A 15,293-nucleotide genomic window follows, 5' to 3' on the forward strand; every position below is an offset into this window, starting at 1 on the left:
GTCGGGCTCACCCCATGTTCTTGTAGCGCATGGCGCGCTGCGCCTCCCGGTTGTCCTGCTTCTCCCGCAGGGTCTGGCGCTTGTCGTACTCCCTCTTGCCCTTGGCCACGGCGATCTCCACCTTGACCCGCTTGCCGTCCACGAAGTACAGGGACAGCGGCACGATCGTGAAGCCTGCCTCCCGGGTCTTCTGCTCGATCTTGGCCATCTCCGTGCGGTGCAGGAGCAGCTTCCGGCGCCGTCGCGCGGAGTGGTTCGTCCACGAGCCCTGGAGGTACTCGGGGATGTGCACGCCCTCGAGCCACAGCTCCCCGTCGGTGAACTGGCAGAAGCCGTCCACGAGCGAGGCGCGGCCCATGCGCAGGGACTTCACCTCGGTCCCCATCAGGACGAGGCCAGCCTCGTAGGTGTCGAGGACGTGGTAGTCGTGCCGGGCCTTCTTGTTGTTCGCGATGACCTGACGGCCGGTGTCCTTCTTGGCCATGGCACTCCTTCCTCTGACCGGTGCGGACCGTGTCCTGCCGCGCACCGGGGGTGCGCGGGAGATCCTCCATGCTACGCCACGCCCGGTCCCGGCTCGCCCGCGGCGGGTGCCGGCCCGGGCCCGCCCGGGACCGCCCGCACGGGACCCTCGGCTCCTCCTCCCGTGCCGACCTCGGGCCGGAGGACGCCACGGAGACCCCGGCACGGACCGTCGTCCCAGGTGGGCGACGCGCACCCGGTAGCCTGGACGGATGCTGGATTCCGACCGCCCCGCCCGGCCGCCCGCCGCGGAGACCCTGTACCTCGTCGGCACGAGCGGCCACCCGAACTTCGGGGACGAGTTCATCGCCGCCTCGTGGCTGCGGTTCCTGGCCCGGGCCCGCCCCGACGCCGACGTGTGGCTCGACTGCCCGAACCCGGGGCTGGCGTCCCACCTGTTCGACGGCCTGCACCCGCGGCTGCGGACCACCGACACGCTGTGGCGCCTCGTGTTCGACACGGCCGGCATGGAGCCGTCGGCGGCCGACGCCCACGTGGACCGCGTGGTGTCCTCGCTCGGCTCGCCGCGCTACGACCTCGGCCTGCTGGGTGCCCGGCGGGCCGGTTCGGTCCACCTCATCGGGGGCGGCTACCTGAACTCGATCTGGCCGCACCACGCGCGCCTGCTGCGGGCCGCGCTGCGCCTGCGCGAGAGCTCCGGCGCCCGCCTGGCGGCCACGGGCCTCGGCCTGGCGCCGGCCGCCGACGTCGAGGGCCTGCGGTCGGCCCTCGGCGCCTTCGACCACGTCACCGTCCGCGACGCCCCCAGCGCCCAGCTGGCGCGGGCCGACCGGGCACCCGACGACGCCTTCCTCGGCCTGCCGCGGCTGGCGGGCTTCACCGGCACCGCCGCGGAGGGCCCCGCCGACGGCGACGTGTGGGTGTGCCTGCAGAGCGACATGAGCACCCCCGACGTGCTCGACGGCGCGGTCGCGGCCGTGCGCGCGGCGCTGGAGGCGCCCGAGCTGGCCGGGCGGACCGTCCGGTACCTGGAGGCGATCCCCGGCGCCGACCGCGCGGCCCTCGACCGGCTGTCGGACCTGATCCCGGAGGAGAACTTCGTGCCGTTCACCCAGGTGTGGCTGGAGGGCTTCCCGGGCCGGTCCGGGCAGACGTGGCTGACCTCGCGGTTCCACTTCCACCTGCTCGCGGCCGCGTGCGGGGCGGAGGGCACCGTGCTGGAGGTCAGCCCGGACTACTACCGGGTCAAGCACCGGTCCCTGCTCGACGCCGGCACGGGGTGGTCCGTGGTCCCGGCCGGCGACACAGCGGCGACAGGGTCCGCGCGGGACACGTCCTTCCCGGAGACCGCGGCCCGATTGCACCGCCAGAAGCTGCGGGAGGCCGAGGAGCTGTACCCCGCCCCTGCCCTCTCGGCCGCGCGACCCCCGTCCGCGCCCGCGGGCCGCGAGGTCGCGGCCCGGAGGGTCGCCCGCTTCCTGCGCCGCTGAGCACGACGCCCGGCCGGCCCGAGGACCGGCCGGGCGTCGGGCGCGGCCCACCGCTCCACCGCGCCCGGCCGGGACTCAGGCGTCGGCCGGGGCGTGGCGCTGGTCGGCGCGCCAGCGGATGCCGGCATCGATGAAGCCGTCGATCGCTCCGTCGAAGATCCCCGAGGGGTTGCCCTCCTCGTGGTTGGTCCGCAGGTCCTTGACCATCTGGTAGGGGTTCAGCACGTAGGAGCGCATCTGGTCGCCCCAGGACGCCTTGACGTCTCCCGCGAGCTCCTTCTTCTTGGCGTTCTCCTCCTCCTGGCGCAGCAGCAGCAGCCGGGACTGGAGCACGCGCAGGGCGGCGGCGCGGTTCTGGATCTGGGACTTCTCGTTCTGCATGGAGACCACGATGCCCGTGGGGATGTGGGTCATGCGCACGGCGGAGTCGGTGGTGTTCACCGACTGCCCGCCGGGACCGGAGGAGCGGAAGACGTCGACCTTGATCTCGGACTCCGGGATCTCGACGGAGTCGTCCTGCTCGATGAGGGGGATGACCTCCACGGCCGCGAAGGAGGTCTGGCGCCGCCCCTGGTTGTCGAACGGGGAGATCCGCACGAGCCGGTGCGTGCCGGCCTCCACGGAGAGGGTTCCGAAGGCGTAGGGGGCCTTGACCTCGAACGTCGCGGACTTCAGGCCCGCCTCCTCCGCGTAGGAGGTGTCGAGGACCGTGGTCGGGTAGCCGTGGCGCTCGGCCCAGCGCATGTACATGCGCATCAGCATCTCCGCGAAGTCGGCCGCGTCCACGCCGCCGGCGCCGGAACGGATGGTCACGACCGCCTCGCGCTCGTCGTACTCGCCCGCGAGCAGCGTCTGGATCTCCAGCTGGGAGAGCGCCCGCTTCACCTCGACGAGCTCCTCCTTGGCCAGCTCGAGGGTCTCGGGGTCGTCCTCCTCCGCGGCGAGCTGGACCATCACCTCGATGTCGTCGATCCGCCCGCCCAGTTTCTCGAGCCGCTCGAGGTCGGACTGCTTGTGGGAGAGCTTGGAGGTGATCTTCTGCGCCCGGGCGGGGTCGTCCCACAGGTCCTGGGCGGTCGCCTGCTGCGACAGCTCGGCGATGTCCCTCTTGATCGCGTCGACATCGCTCACGGCCTCGATGGAGGCGAACGTGGAACGGAGGGCGGAGATCTCTGCCGGGAAGTCAAGGGAGGCCATAAACGTCAAGATTATCCCATGGGGGCAAATCGCCCGGGCCCACGGGGCAGCGCTGCGGCAGAATGGGGACGACGGAGCGCCGACGCGAAGGAGCCGAGATGCGCATCCCCCGGGTCCTGGCCCTGGTCCTGGCCGGCGGCAAGGGCGAACGCCTCCACGCCCTGACCGAGCACAAGGTGAAGCCCGCCCTGCCGGTCGCCGGCACCTACCGGCTCATCGACGTCTCCATGTCCAACCTCATGCACTCCCACGTGTCCGACGTGTGGGTGGTGCAGCAGTACCTCCCCCACGGCCTCAACCGGCACCTGGCCAACGGGCGGCCGTGGGACCTCGACCGCTCCCACGGCGGGCTGCAGATCCTCCCGCCCTACCAGGGCGCCGAGGGCGAGGGATTCGCGGAGGGCAACACCGATTCCCTCTACCGGCAGAAGGAGCTCGTCCGGGACTTCGCCCCGGACCTCGTGCTCGTGCTCAGCGCCGACCACCTCTACACCCTGAACTTCCTGGACGTGGTCGACACGCACCTGGAGCGGGGCGCGGACCTGACGGTGGTCACCACGCTCGTCGACGAGGAGCCCACCCGCTACGGCGTGGTCCGCGCCGACGACGACGGGCGGGTGACCGGATTCGAGTACAAGCCGGAGCGGCCGGAGGGCCGCCTGGTGGCCGCCGAGATCTTCCTCTACGACGCACCGGCCCTGCTCGAGGCCCTCGACCTGCTGCACGAGCGGCAGGGCCGGCTCGAGGACTACGGCGACGACCTGGTCCCCTGGTTCGTGGCGCACCGCACGGTGGTGGAGCACCGCCTCGAGGGGTACTGGATGGACATGGGCACCTTGCAGGCGTACTGGACGGCGCACCTGCAGCTGCTCGACGGCGACGGCGCGGTCCTCGACGACCCGGACTGGCCGATCCTCACGGCGCAGCCGCAGCTGGTGCCGGCCCGCATCGCGGCGAGCGCCGAGGTCCGCGGCGCGATGGTCGCCGCGGGCTCCCTCGTGCACGGGACGGTGGAGCACTCCGTGCTCGGCCCGGGCACCGTCGTCGAGGAGGGCGCGAGCGTGCGCCACTGCGTGCTGCTGGACGGGGTCCGCGTGGCGGCCGGGACCGTGCTGGAGAACGTGGTCGCGGACATGGGCGCCGAGATCCCCGCGGGCGAGCACGGCACACCGGGTGCGGTCACCCTGATCGCCGGGGACGGGCAGGTCCGCACCGCGGAGGAGTTCGACCGCGCCGCACGGCTGCCCCGGGGTTTCTGACCCGGCGGCGGCACGGGGCCCGTAACACGCGCCCCGTACCGGGTGTCGCAGGCCGTTGTCCCGTGCGCGGTGCTAGTTTCCCCAGCACAGGGCGCCGCACAGAAGGACACGCTCATGGGGTTCGGTCAGCACTTTCTCCACCAGGGCGTCGAGGACGAGCCGGTCCAGGCCCCGGCCTTCGGCCTCACCACGGTGATGGCGGGCGGCGGCCCCGGCGACCCGGCGCGACGTGCGCGCTGACGGAGCCGACATGCGCGGGGCGGTCCTCCGTCCGGGCCGTGTCGCCCCCCGGCGGCGGCGGCACGGCTGCGCACCGTTCCTGCTGGGCCCGGTGACGGGCGCCGGACTCGTCCTCCGGCTCACGCGCCGGAGGCCGGGCGGGGCCACGACGCCCATGGCCTGGCCCGCCGTCATCGCCCACCGGGGCGGAGCGGCCATCGGCCCCGAGAACACCCTCGAGGCCTTCCGCGCGGCGGCGGAGCTGGGCGACGTCGTCCTGGAACTCGACGCGCAGACCTCCGCCGACGGCCGGGTGGTGGTTCTCCACGACACGCGCGTGGACGGGACCACCGACGGCCACGGGGCGGTCGCCGAGATGACCCTCACGGAACTCCGGCGCCTGGATGCCGCCCACCGCCTGCCGCGCACCGGTGCCGCCCGATGGCGAGCCCAGGGGCTGCGGATCCCCACCCTGGAGGAGGTCTACCGGGAGTTCCCGGACCACCGGGTGCTCCTCGACCTCAAGGGGGACCGGCCCGGCACCGAGGATGCCGTGTGGTCCGTCATCAGAGCCGCCGGCGCCCAGGAACGGACGCTGGTCACCGCGAACCGGACGCCCGCGATCCAGCGCTTCCGGCGCGTCTCCGCCGGGACGGTGCCCACCGCGGCCTCGGTCCGCGAGTTCGCGGTCTTCACAGCGCTCGGGGTCCTGGGTCTGCACCGTCTGTACCGTCCCCCCTTCCAGGCCCTGCAGCCGCCGGAGCGCTACAAGGGCCTCCGGGTCCTCACCCCCGCCCTCGTGCGCCGCGCCCACGACGCCGGGCTGCGGGTGGACGTGTGGACCGTCGACGCGGAGGCCGACATGCGGCGCCTCCTGAGCTGGGGCGTGGACGGCATCATGACCGACCGGCCGGACGTCCTGGTCCGGTTGGTGGGCGGAGGCGCCCCAAGCCCCGACGCCACCGGCCGGCCGGCGGAGAACCCGGCCCCAGAGAGGAAGGACCAGCCATGAACGCACCACGGGAGACCCGGTTCGCGCTCGTGCTCAATGGAGGCGTGAGCCTCGCCGTGTGGATGGGCGGGGTGACGCACGAGCTCAACAGGCTGCGGCTGGCATCCGCGGACGCGTCCCCGCCGGCGGATCCCGCGGAGGCGGCCGTCCAGAAGGCGTGGCAGGACATCCTTGCCGCCACCGACCGCACCGCCGTCGTGGACACCGTCGCCGGCACCAGCGCCGGGGGCCTCAACGGCAGCCTGCTGGCAGCCGCCGTCGCGGGAGGGAAGGACCTTCCCGACATGCGGACCACCTGGGCCAAGCTCGCCTCGCTGCAGACGGGTCAGCTCCTCCGCGAGGACGGGTCGCAGCTCAGGTCCATGCTCGACGGGGCCTATTTCCACACCGAGGTCGAGCGGCTGCTGCAGGCGGTGGCCGAGGACACCGCCGTCGCCGCACCCCAGGACTGCACCCTCCTCGTCACGGCGACGGCTCTCGACGCCCAGTCGGTCCCGGTCCAGCTCGAGGACGGCTCCACGGCGCACATGGTCGACAGCCGCCGCGTCTTCCGCTTCTCCCGCAGGACGGACGACCTGGGGGAGGTCACGGACCACTTCGACGAGGGGCACTCCTGCATCGCCCTGGCCTCGCGCGCCTCGGCCTCCTTCCCGATCGCCTTCGAACCCGTCTGGGAGACCGACGCCCTCCACGGGCACCAGATGGCTCCCGGCATGGCGCCGGACAACTCCTGGCTCATCGACGGGGGTGTCCTCGACAACGCTCCCTTCGGTCCGCTGATGAGGACGCTGCGCGAACGGCCCGTGGGAACCCCGTTCGAGCGCGTGGTCCTGTACGTCACGCCGTCGCCCGGGGTGTCCGGGGGCACCGGCACCCTGGGGAGCAGTCCGGAGGCCACACAGGTGCTCGGCCGGGTCGTGGGCGCGGCCCGCGAGCCGGACCAGCGCCTCGACTTCGAGGAACTGAGCGCGGCGTTCACCCGCATGGGGTACACCCTCTCGGTCCCGCACGACGCGATCGTGCGCCTGCTGCGCTCCCCCGACCCGGAGGCGCTCATCGACACCGCCAACGCCGCCCTGGCGGCCAGCCAGTGGTTCCGGACGTACCGCTTGTCCCGGGCGGAGGCCGTGGAGCGCCAGCTGATGTCGCTGAACAGCCCGCTGCGCTTCACTCCTCCCCATCCCGCCGCCCTCCTGCCCGAGGAGCTGGCCTCCGTTCCCGACGAGCCGTCCTTCACCGAGGACGGGTGGGGGTGGGGCGTGGCGACCGCCGAACGCATGCTGCGGTGGTGGGGACGCGCCCTCGTCGACTACGCCGACACGGGCAAGGAGCTCGAGCAGCCGTTCGCGGAGGCCTTCGCGAGCGTCGAACGCTCCCAGCGCCGGATCGCCCGGCTCGGGGAGCACCTGACCACGTTCCTCGCCCTCGGGCCGGCGCCGACGGCGCACGAGCGGGCCCAGCGGCTGAACGCGTTCCTCACCCCGGCGCGGCAGACCGAGATCCGCGAGACCCTCCGGTGCGCCGCGGAGGCCATCACCGGCCTCCCCCTCGCGGGCGAGCTGTCGGCCGAGGACCTGGTCAACTTCTCGCTGGCCGTCGAGGTGGCCAGCTCGGTGCTCTCCTGGGGCAGCACCGCCGAGGGGGACGAGCCCGAGTTCCGGTACCGCCAGATCACCCCGGCGGCACCTCCGCTCGTCGACGTCGGTGCCGTGACCAGCCAGCCGGGCTGGCTCGAGCGCAAGCTCTACGGGCAGCGCTGGGGACACTTCGGCGCCTTCGCCAGCGAGCCCGGGCGGGAGGCCGACTGGCTGTGGGGTCGGCTGGACGGCGCCGGTGCCCTGTGCGACTACCTCCTGCACGGCGTGCCCGACCGGCAGGCCCTCGAGCGGCGGCTGGCCGACGCCATCCTCGCGGCGGAGAGCACCACCGCGGACGGGCTCGTGCAGGCCGCCGCCTCGGCCGAGGCCATGACCCCCTACGAGCTCCTGCTGCGGATGCCCCCGGAGCAGCGCCGGGACGCGGTCCGCCTCCTGTGGCGCCAGGCGGTGACGCTCTTCGGCGGGGTCGGCGCGGGGGACCCGGGCGTCCTCCAGCTGGTGCGGGCCTTCGCCGACCCGACGTGGACGCGGCGCGATCTGCCGGCGGGCGCGTCCCTGCGCACCCGGGCGTTGACAGGCGTCGTCCGCCGGTACGGAGCCCCGGCGCGGTTCTTCGTCCGCCGGCGCGTCGCGAAGCACCTGGACATCTGAGGGCCGGCAGGGGCGCCGGTCACCGGCCCAGCCGGGCCCGGGCCTCCCCCGTGGCGGCGACGGCGACCCCGTCGGGCACCAGGAGGTTGACCACGGGCGGGTGGACGACGGCGGACAGCGTGACCTGCGCGGTCCGCCCGTCCGGGCTGCCGGTGGGGGCGGCCACGGCCAGCCCCGGGGTGGCGTCCCACGCACGGACGGTGTCGAGGTAGCCGGCGGCGGCCCCGGCCACGGACGCGTCGTCGAGCACGGGGACGGGCGCGGCGCCCTCCTGCCCGGGTGCCAGCTCCACGAACGTGTCGGCGGCCGCGAGCGCGGCGTTGTCGGCGAGCACCTGGAGCCTGCGCTCGCCGAGGTGCACGGCGGTGACGCCCATGACGACCACCGTCAGCAGCAGGCACACCGCGGTGAAGCCGACGACGAGGACCGTGATCTGCCCGCTGTCCGCGTCGGCGGAGCCCGCCCGCGCGGGAACGCTCATCCGTACCGCCCCACCACGACCGTCGCGGAGGAGCTCAGCCCGGCCACGCGCAGGCCCGTCGCCCCCGGCACGAAGGGCAGGGGCACGTCCAGGGAGCTGTGCACCGTGGCCACGGCCCCCGGCCTGGCGCAGGTCCCGTCGGAGCACTCCAGCCGCACGGCCACCTGCCCGGGGGCGAACCCGTGGTCGGCCGCGGCCAGCTCGGCGGCGGCGCCGAGTCCGGCCGCCGAGAGCTCCCCGGGCTCCGCCGCCGCCAGCACCTGCGCGGACTGCTGCGCCGCGGCCACGACCGCGAAGGCCCCGGCCTGGACCTGGGCGACGGCGAGCACGAAGTAGACGACCGGCACGAGCAGCAGCGTGCCCAGGGCCACGAACTCCACGACGGCGCTGCCGTCGTCGGGCCCGGGGCCGTGGCCGTCACCCGTCCAGGACCGCATGACCGCGCACCTCCAGCGAGTCGGGCGGGCCGAACAGGGCGACCACCGGCAGCGGGGCGACGACGGTGACCTCCAGGGTCCGCAGCTCCCCCACGACCACGGGGGCCGCGGCCACGTCCTGGGCGTACCGGGGGCCCAGCGCTCCGGTGACGATCTGTCGGGTGCGTTCCACGCCGTCCCGGGGCGAGCGGTCGGCGAGCGTCCCGTACCGGGCCCCGGCGGCCGCGGCGTCCACGAGGGTGTTGCGCACGTGCAGCGCCAGGGCGAGCTGGAGGGTACCGGCGAAGATCAGGGCCACGAGGCCCGCGACCATGACGTACTCGGCCACGGCGCTGCCCCGGTCGGGGTCGGAGCGGGCGGATCGTCCCTGCCGGGGACGATGAGCTCCTGGTGGAGTGGGCCGCGCACGGGACGGCCGCCGGCGGGGCGGCCACCGCGGGAGCATGCTCAGTTCTGGGCGACGCGGGCCATCGCGTCCTGGAAGAGCCCTTCCAGCGCGGGCTGCGCGACGAGCAGCAGTCCGGCGACGAGCACCGCGGACATCAGGGTGAGCATGACCCAGCCGGGCACGTCGCCGCGGTCCGGGTCCTCGGCGCGGAGCCGGCCGAGGACTCCGGCCAGGGCCGTGACGGCGAGGCCCAGGGCGAGCCGGGGTGCGTGCTTCATGGGGAGTGTCCTTTCCTGGGGCGCGGCCGGGCCGGCCGCACGGATGAGGGGTCAGAACCCGAGTTCGAGCACGGCCAGCCCGGGGTACACCGCGAAGACGACGGTGAGGGGCAGGACGAAGAAGACGAGCGGGACCATCATGGCGATCTCCTTGCGCCCGGCGGTCTCCATGAGCTCTCGCTTGTCGTGGTCCCGCACGTCCTGAGCCTGCGCCCGCAGCACCTCGGCCAGGGGCGTGCCGCGCTCGATGGCCACGACGATCCCGTCCACGAACCGACCGATCGGCGGAACGGGGGTGCGGGCGGAGAGGTCCTGGAGGGCGTGGGAGAGGCCGGCGCCCGACCGGGTCTGCGCGAGCACCTCGCGGAACTCCGCGGTGAGCTCTCCGTCGGCGACCCGGCACACGCGTTCGAGGGATCCCACCGCGCTCTCCCCGGCGCCGACGGACAGTGCCATCAGCTCCGCCAGGGCCGGGAACTCGGCGAGCATCCGCCGCTCCCGGGCGCGGATCCGGCGGGCCAGCAGGTGGTCGCGCAGCAGGTGACCGGCGGCGGCCGCGGCGGCGGCGGCCAGCAGGACCCCGCCGGCGCCGGTGCCCCAACGGGCCGCGCCCGTGAGCCCCAGCACGACGCCGAGCAGCAGGCCCGCCGTGGCGAACAGGAGCTGCTCGGCTCGGTAGTCGGCCACCGAGGTGCCGGAACCGGCGCGCACCAGCCGTTTCTCCAGCGCGGCGGACGGAGCGCCGTGCCGGGCGAACCGGTGGGCGAGCCCGCGCAGGACCGGCCCGGGACCGGTGTGCCCGGTGTGGCGTCGGCCGGGACCGGCCAGGAGGGCCGACTCCACCTCCACGGAGCGCAGCTGGGGGGCGATCCGGGCCGAGAAGGACGGTCCTCCGGTGACGCGGGCACCGGTGAGCACGAGCCACAGACCGCCCGCGAGCACGAGGCCCAGCAGGACGACGACGGCCGCCGTGGCGGTCATCGGAGCACCCGCCTCGGCTCGGGCAGCGCCCCGATCCGGAGCATGAGCCGGTAGGCCGCCACGGAGACCAGCAGACCGCCCAGCAGCACGGCCGCCCCGGCGGGGGTGTCGTAGGCGCGGATCGCGGCCGGCTGCGTGGTCATCAGCAGCAGCACGATCCACGGCGCCGCCACGGCCAGCCGGGCGGCGTTGACCGTCCAGGACTGGCGGGCCTCGAGTTCGCCGCGGGTCCGGGCGTTCTCCCGCAGGAATTCCGAGAGCGTGCCGAGCAGACGGCCGAGGTCCGTGCCGCCGACCTCCCGGGTCACGCGCAGGGCCTCCACGATGTTGTCCGCGACGGGGTCGGCCAGCCGGTCCTTGAGCAGCGTCAGGGCGCCCTGCAGCTGTCCCGACGCACGGTAGTCGGCGGCGAACCGCGCGAACGCCGGACGAACCGGCTCGGGCCCGCGGTACTGGAGCTGGATCAGGGCCTCGGGCAGCGACATCCCGGCGCGGATGGCCGAGCGCAGCTGGTCGACCACGTCCGGCCAGACCTCGCGCATGGCGGCGCCACGGGTCAGGGCCCGTTGCCGCACGACGGCGACGGGCACCCAGGCCCCGAACAGCGCCGAGCACACCCCGAGCACGGTGGCCCCGCTCGTGGCGGACACCAGCAGCCCGCTCAGTACGCCCGCCGCGGCGCAGGCGGCGACCAGTCCGGCCGGCCCCACCCGGTCCAGGTCCGCCTGCACCAGCATCTCCCGCAACCGGCCCGGCCGCCGGGGCCCGGTGGCCGGCCGCGCCTCCCGGGCCCAGAAGGACCACCAGACCAGGAACACGCCCGCCCCGAGCAGGATGCCCAGGACCGCGCTCACGGGACGCCGCCGTCGGCCAGCAGGTCGTGCACCCGGTGACCGGCCCGCTCGAACTTCCACGCCGCGGGCGCCTCGGCCGCGACGGCCCGGAGGACGCCGTGCCGGACGGCGAAGACCGGGTAGCTCTCGATGACACCGCCCTCGACCCTGGCTCCGACGGCCAGGATCTCGTTCACCCTGCGCCGACCGGATGCCTCGCGGTGGCAGTGCACCACCAGGTCGAAGCACGAGGCCACCGTGGGGACCACGAAACCCGAACTGATGTTCCCGCCCGCCAGCAGCGGCAGCGTGCAGATCTTGGTCACCGCGTCCCGGGCGGAGTTGGCGTGGAGGCTGCACATCCCGGGAAGCCCGCTGTTCATCGCGATCAGCATGTCCAGGCTCTCGGCCTCGCGGACCTCCCCCACCACGATCCGGTCCGGGCGCATCCGCAGCGCCTCCTTCACGAGCCGACGCAGCGGGATCTCGCCCGTGCCCTCGAGGTTGGGCCGGCGGCACTGCAGGCCCACGACGTCGCGCAGCGGGACCTGGAGCTCGAAGATCTCCTCGACGGTCACCACGCGCTCGCGCGGGCCGATCGATGCGCACAGGCAGTTCAGCAGTGTGGTCTTGCCCGCCTGCGTGGCGCCCGAGACGAGGATGTTGAGCCCGCTGGCGACCGCGGCGTCCAGGAAGCGTGCGGCCTGCGACGGGAGCGAGCCCAGCTCCACGAGGTCGTCCAGCCGCCTCGCCCGTGCCACGAACTTGCGGATGTTCACGGCCCAGTGCCGGCGGGTCACGTCCGGGATGACGACGTGCAGCCGCGATCCGTCGGGCAGCGCCGCGTCCACGAAGGGCGAGGACAGGTCCAGGCGGCGCCCCGAGGACTTCAGCATCCGCTCGACGAGGTTGCGGATCTGGCTCTCCGTGAGCACGAGACTGGTCAGCTCCGACTCCCCGGCCCGTGCGGCGTAGACCTCCGCAGGGCCGTTGATCCAGATCTCCTCGACCTCGGGGTCGTCGAGCAGCGGCTGCAGGGGCCCGAAGCCGGCCACGAGGTCCAGCAGCGTCCTTCGGGCCGCCTCGAGGTCCGCCAGGGCGGGGAGCACCCCGCGCGCGGAGCGCTGGTCGTAGTCGTGCACCACCTCGTCCACCAGCGCCCGGGTCCGCTCCAGCTCCAGCACCGGATCCAGTCCCCGGCGGCGGATCAGCTCCCGCACCTCGGCCTCGACCAGGCCGAGGGCGTCCTCCGACAGCGTTGCCGTCATCCGTCCCCCTGCAACGTCCCCCGGCACGGGATCCGCGCCGGCGGCGCTCCCCCCGGAGCGCATGGACAGGAACATAGGCGAGCGTCACCCCGCCGGGGCAACCGGACGCCCCGGCCCTGTGGACAGCCGGAGCTGACCTGGGGGATCGTCCCGGGTGGCGAGGAACACACACGGTCACAGAATGCAGGGTCATGGAAACCGCCGGCGCAGTGCCCCCGCTCGGCGGCGAGCCGTCGACCCGTCCCCGGTCCCGGCCCGCGTAGGGTGGCATCCGAACCGCGGCCCGGCCCGGCGCCGCGCCCGGCCCCGCCGTGGCCGGGCCCGCGCACCCGCCGCCGACGACCGGGAGGACCTGCCGTGACGAGCACGACCCGACCCGCGCCCCTCGTCGACCGCGTCCGCGCCCTTGCCGACGGCGTCCGTGCCCTCGCCGAGAGCGCGGCGCCCTACACCGCCGGGCTGCTCACGGTCGCGGGCGACGTGCTCCTCGACCGGATCGTGCGCGACCGGCCCCCGGGACCACTAGCCGCCGCCCCGACGGGCTGGCCGGTGAACTTCGCCCACCGGGGCGGGGCCGAGGTCGCCCCCGAGAACACGCTGGAGGCGTGCCGGGCGGCCGCGGCCCTCGGCGACGTCGTGCTGGAGGTCGACGTGCAGGCCTCCGCCGACGGGACGGCGGTGCTGATGCACGACCTCACGGTGGACCGCACGACCGACGGCACCGGAGCCGTGGCCGGGCTCTCCGACGCGCAGCTGCGGGAGCTGGACGCCGGTCACCGGTTCACCCCCGACGGCGGGCGGACGTTCCCGTGGCGGGGTCGCGGCGTGCGCGTGCCCACGCTCGCGGAGGTCTACGCCGCGTTCCCGGACCGGCGCGTGGCGATCGAGCTCAAGGGCAACCGCCCCGGCGCCGAGGAGATCGTGTGGCGGGCCGTCGAGGCGGCCGGCGCCCAGGGACGCACGCTCGTCGCCACGAACCGCACCGTCTCGATCCGGCGCTTCCGGCAGGTCAGCGGGGGGACGGTCCCGACGGCGGCGTCCGTGCCGGAGTTCGCGCTCTTCCGCCTGCTGGCCCTGCTGGGCGGGCACGCGGGCCACGAGCTGCCGTTCCAGGGCCTCCAGCCTCCCGACGCCCTCCTGCGGCTGCGGGTGCTCACGCCGCGACTGGTGCGCCGCGCCCACGAGGCCGGCCTGCGGGTGGACGTGTGGACGATTGACGACGAGGCCGACATGCGCCGGCTGCGGTCGTGGGGCGTGGACGGCATCATGACCGACCGCCCGGACCTGCTGTCGGCGGTGCTCGGCCAGGCCTGAGCGGCGGGGACGAGGTGCCCGCTCGTCCGGCGGTCCCCGGCCGGGCGGACCGGACGGTGCGTGGCCGGCCGTGCGTGGCCGGCCGGCGGTGCCCGGTCAGCCGGCGGGACGCGCCGCCGGGGACGTCTCGGGGAACCGGCGCACGGAGACCCGCTCGGCGTGCTCGGGGGACGGCGCCCAGGGACGCTCCGCCTCCGTGACGGCGATGTGCCGGGCCAGCCGGGTCACGTTGACCTCCTGCTGCCGGTTCTTCAGGGCCGCGGTGGCCTGCGTGATCATGAAGACCACCACGAGCCCGTACAGGACCAGGTCCGTGCCGCGGCCGATCCCGAGGAACCGGGCGAGGGCGGTCAGCAGGTCCGGGAAGAAGATGGAGAAGGCCGCGAAGACGAAGAAGGCCAGGCCCACGACCCGGCGGATGGCCTGGTGCTTGGCGTTGGCCCCGCCGCGGATCAGCGCGAGGGCCCCGTAGCCCACGGCCAGGACCAGCAGGATCTGCACGGCGTAGATCATCGGGCGGAGCTTCCCTTCGGGGGTGCGGAGCGGGTGGGCGCGGACTACTTGACGAACAGCTCGGCGAGGATGTTCACGCCGTTGAGCAGGGACTGCCCCTTGGACTTCGAGTAGTCCGTGTAGATGATCTGCACCGGGTGCTCGACCCAGCGCGGCTTGATGTCGGCCAGCTGGTTGACGATCTCCGAGGCGTGGGCCATCCGGTTCTGCGTCAGCCGGATCCGGCTCAGCGTGGCGCGGTCGAGGGCGCGCAGGCCGTTGTGGGCGTCGGAGAGGTCCATCCCGGTGGAGAGCTTGGAGAAGAACGCGGCGGTGCGCAGGACCACGCGCTTGAGCGCCGAGACCTGTGTGCGCCGGTCGAGGAACCGGGACCCCAGCACGACGTCGGCCTCGCCCGAGCGGATCCGGTGGACCATGTCCCACGCGTCGACCACGCGGTGCTGGCCGTCCGAGTCGAAGGTGACCACGCAGTCCATCGCGGGGTCCTGCAGCGCGTACTCGAAACCCGTCTGCAGCGCGGCGCCCTGGCCGAGGTTGATCGGGTGCTGGACCACCACGGCGCCGGCCTCGGCGCAGATTCTGGCGGAGTCGTCGGAGGAGCCGTCGTCGACGCAGACGACGTGCGGGAAGGTCTTCCGGAGCTCCTCCAGCACCTCTCCCACCACTGCCGCCTCGTTGTACACGGGCATGACGATCCACACACGACTCACCCGGCCATTCTCGCACAGCGCACCGGGGCCTCCCGCCGCGGCCGGTCCCCGCGGCGGGGCCGGTCCCCGCGGCGGGGCCGGTCCCCGCGGCGGGGCCGGTCCACGACCGGAACGGCCGCTATGATCGACCCGACCCTTCCCCCACCCCAGAGGACGAGACCGTGCCCGCACGCCGAACGCC

The 15,293-nt window shown here is 74.3% G+C and carries 17 protein-coding genes; 6 read left to right on the top strand and 11 right to left on the bottom strand.

Annotated features, from left to right (window positions below; translation table 11 throughout):
- Positions 1–7: 7 nt before the first annotated feature.
- Positions 8–484 carry an SsrA-binding protein SmpB gene (gene smpB, locus ACH9EU_RS12825; protein ID WP_396414298.1) on the bottom strand — a complete coding sequence of 159 codons (477 nt, stop codon included), beginning with the start codon at positions 482–484 and terminating at the stop codon, positions 8–10.
- 250 nt (positions 485–734) lie between these two features.
- Between smpB and ACH9EU_RS12830 the strand changes: the two genes are divergently transcribed.
- Positions 735–1,973, top strand: a complete 1,239-nt coding sequence (locus tag ACH9EU_RS12830; RefSeq protein WP_396414299.1) for a polysaccharide pyruvyl transferase family protein — start codon at positions 735–737, stop codon at positions 1,971–1,973.
- A 75-nt stretch (positions 1,974–2,048) separates the two neighbouring features.
- On the opposite strand, the gene prfB is transcribed toward ACH9EU_RS12830, so the two are convergent.
- Positions 2,049–3,170: a peptide chain release factor 2 gene (prfB, locus tag ACH9EU_RS12835; protein WP_396414300.1), complete on the bottom strand. Its 1,122-nt coding sequence runs from the start codon at positions 3,168–3,170 to the stop codon at positions 2,049–2,051.
- Positions 3,171–3,268: 98 nt separating this feature from the next.
- Between prfB and ACH9EU_RS12840 the strand changes: the two genes are divergently transcribed.
- From ACH9EU_RS12840 to ACH9EU_RS12855, 4 genes are all read left to right on the top strand, one after another.
- The gene (locus ACH9EU_RS12840) at positions 3,269–4,429 is read left to right on the top strand and encodes a sugar phosphate nucleotidyltransferase (protein ID WP_396414301.1); all 1,161 of its coding nucleotides are present in this window, start codon (positions 3,269–3,271) and stop codon (positions 4,427–4,429) included.
- A 114-nt stretch (positions 4,430–4,543) separates the two neighbouring features.
- Positions 4,544–4,669 (top strand): hypothetical protein, encoded by a 126-nt coding sequence (locus ACH9EU_RS12845; RefSeq protein WP_396414302.1) that lies wholly within the window; start codon positions 4,544–4,546, stop codon positions 4,667–4,669.
- Positions 4,670–4,679: 10 nt separating this feature from the next.
- On the top strand, positions 4,680–5,660 hold the full coding sequence (locus tag ACH9EU_RS12850; RefSeq protein ID WP_396414303.1) for a glycerophosphodiester phosphodiesterase: 981 nt from the start codon (positions 4,680–4,682) through the stop codon (positions 5,658–5,660).
- Positions 5,657–7,909, top strand: coding sequence for a DUF3376 domain-containing protein (locus tag ACH9EU_RS12855; RefSeq protein ID WP_396414304.1), 2,253 nt, complete (start codon positions 5,657–5,659; stop codon positions 7,907–7,909). Before ACH9EU_RS12850 ends, ACH9EU_RS12855 begins: the two co-directional genes overlap by 4 nt.
- Positions 7,910–7,928: 19 nt before the next feature.
- Here ACH9EU_RS12855 and ACH9EU_RS12860 read toward each other — a convergent pair whose 3' ends face one another.
- From ACH9EU_RS12860 to ACH9EU_RS12890, 7 genes are all read right to left on the bottom strand, one after another.
- Entirely contained in the window at positions 7,929–8,390 is a 462-nt protein-coding gene (locus ACH9EU_RS12860; RefSeq protein WP_396414305.1) for a pilus assembly protein TadG-related protein, read from the bottom strand.
- Complete coding sequence (locus ACH9EU_RS12865; protein WP_396414306.1) at positions 8,387–8,827, bottom strand: hypothetical protein; 441 nt, start codon at positions 8,825–8,827, stop codon at positions 8,387–8,389. Before ACH9EU_RS12865 ends, ACH9EU_RS12860 begins: the two co-directional genes overlap by 4 nt.
- Positions 8,808–9,155, bottom strand: a complete 348-nt coding sequence (locus ACH9EU_RS12870; RefSeq protein ID WP_396414307.1) for a TadE/TadG family type IV pilus assembly protein — start codon at positions 9,153–9,155, stop codon at positions 8,808–8,810. The genes ACH9EU_RS12865 and ACH9EU_RS12870 overlap by 20 nt, the downstream gene beginning before the upstream one ends.
- 119 nt (positions 9,156–9,274) lie before the next feature.
- Complete coding sequence (locus ACH9EU_RS12875; RefSeq protein WP_396414308.1) at positions 9,275–9,493, bottom strand: hypothetical protein; 219 nt, start codon at positions 9,491–9,493, stop codon at positions 9,275–9,277.
- A gap of 51 nt (positions 9,494–9,544) precedes the next feature.
- Positions 9,545–10,474 (bottom strand): type II secretion system F family protein, encoded by a 930-nt coding sequence (locus ACH9EU_RS12880; protein ID WP_396414309.1) that lies wholly within the window; start codon positions 10,472–10,474, stop codon positions 9,545–9,547.
- Entirely contained in the window at positions 10,471–11,328 is an 858-nt protein-coding gene (locus ACH9EU_RS12885; RefSeq protein WP_396414310.1) for a type II secretion system F family protein, read from the bottom strand. Before ACH9EU_RS12885 ends, ACH9EU_RS12880 begins: the two co-directional genes overlap by 4 nt.
- The gene (locus ACH9EU_RS12890; protein ID WP_396414311.1) at positions 11,325–12,575 is read right to left on the bottom strand and encodes an ATPase, T2SS/T4P/T4SS family; all 1,251 of its coding nucleotides are present in this window, start codon (positions 12,573–12,575) and stop codon (positions 11,325–11,327) included. Before ACH9EU_RS12890 ends, ACH9EU_RS12885 begins: the two co-directional genes overlap by 4 nt.
- A gap of 357 nt (positions 12,576–12,932) precedes the next feature.
- Between ACH9EU_RS12890 and ACH9EU_RS12895 the strand changes: the two genes are divergently transcribed.
- The gene (locus ACH9EU_RS12895; protein ID WP_396414312.1) at positions 12,933–13,889 is read left to right on the top strand and encodes a glycerophosphodiester phosphodiesterase; all 957 of its coding nucleotides are present in this window, start codon (positions 12,933–12,935) and stop codon (positions 13,887–13,889) included.
- A gap of 96 nt (positions 13,890–13,985) precedes the next feature.
- On the opposite strand, the gene ACH9EU_RS12900 is transcribed toward ACH9EU_RS12895, so the two are convergent.
- Both ACH9EU_RS12900 and ACH9EU_RS12905 read right to left on the bottom strand, forming a co-directional pair.
- A complete protein-coding gene (locus tag ACH9EU_RS12900; protein ID WP_396414313.1) occupies positions 13,986–14,402 on the bottom strand; it encodes a DUF2304 domain-containing protein in 417 nt (138 codons plus the stop codon).
- 44 nt (positions 14,403–14,446) lie between these two features.
- Positions 14,447–15,112 (bottom strand): glycosyltransferase, encoded by a 666-nt coding sequence (locus tag ACH9EU_RS12905; RefSeq protein WP_396414314.1) that lies wholly within the window; start codon positions 15,110–15,112, stop codon positions 14,447–14,449.
- Positions 15,113–15,293: the final 181 nt, after the last annotated feature.

The sequence above is a fragment of the Kocuria rhizosphaerae genome (assembly GCF_044462265.1).
GTDB classification, from domain to species: domain Bacteria; phylum Actinomycetota; class Actinomycetes; order Actinomycetales; family Micrococcaceae; genus Kocuria; species Kocuria rhizosphaerae.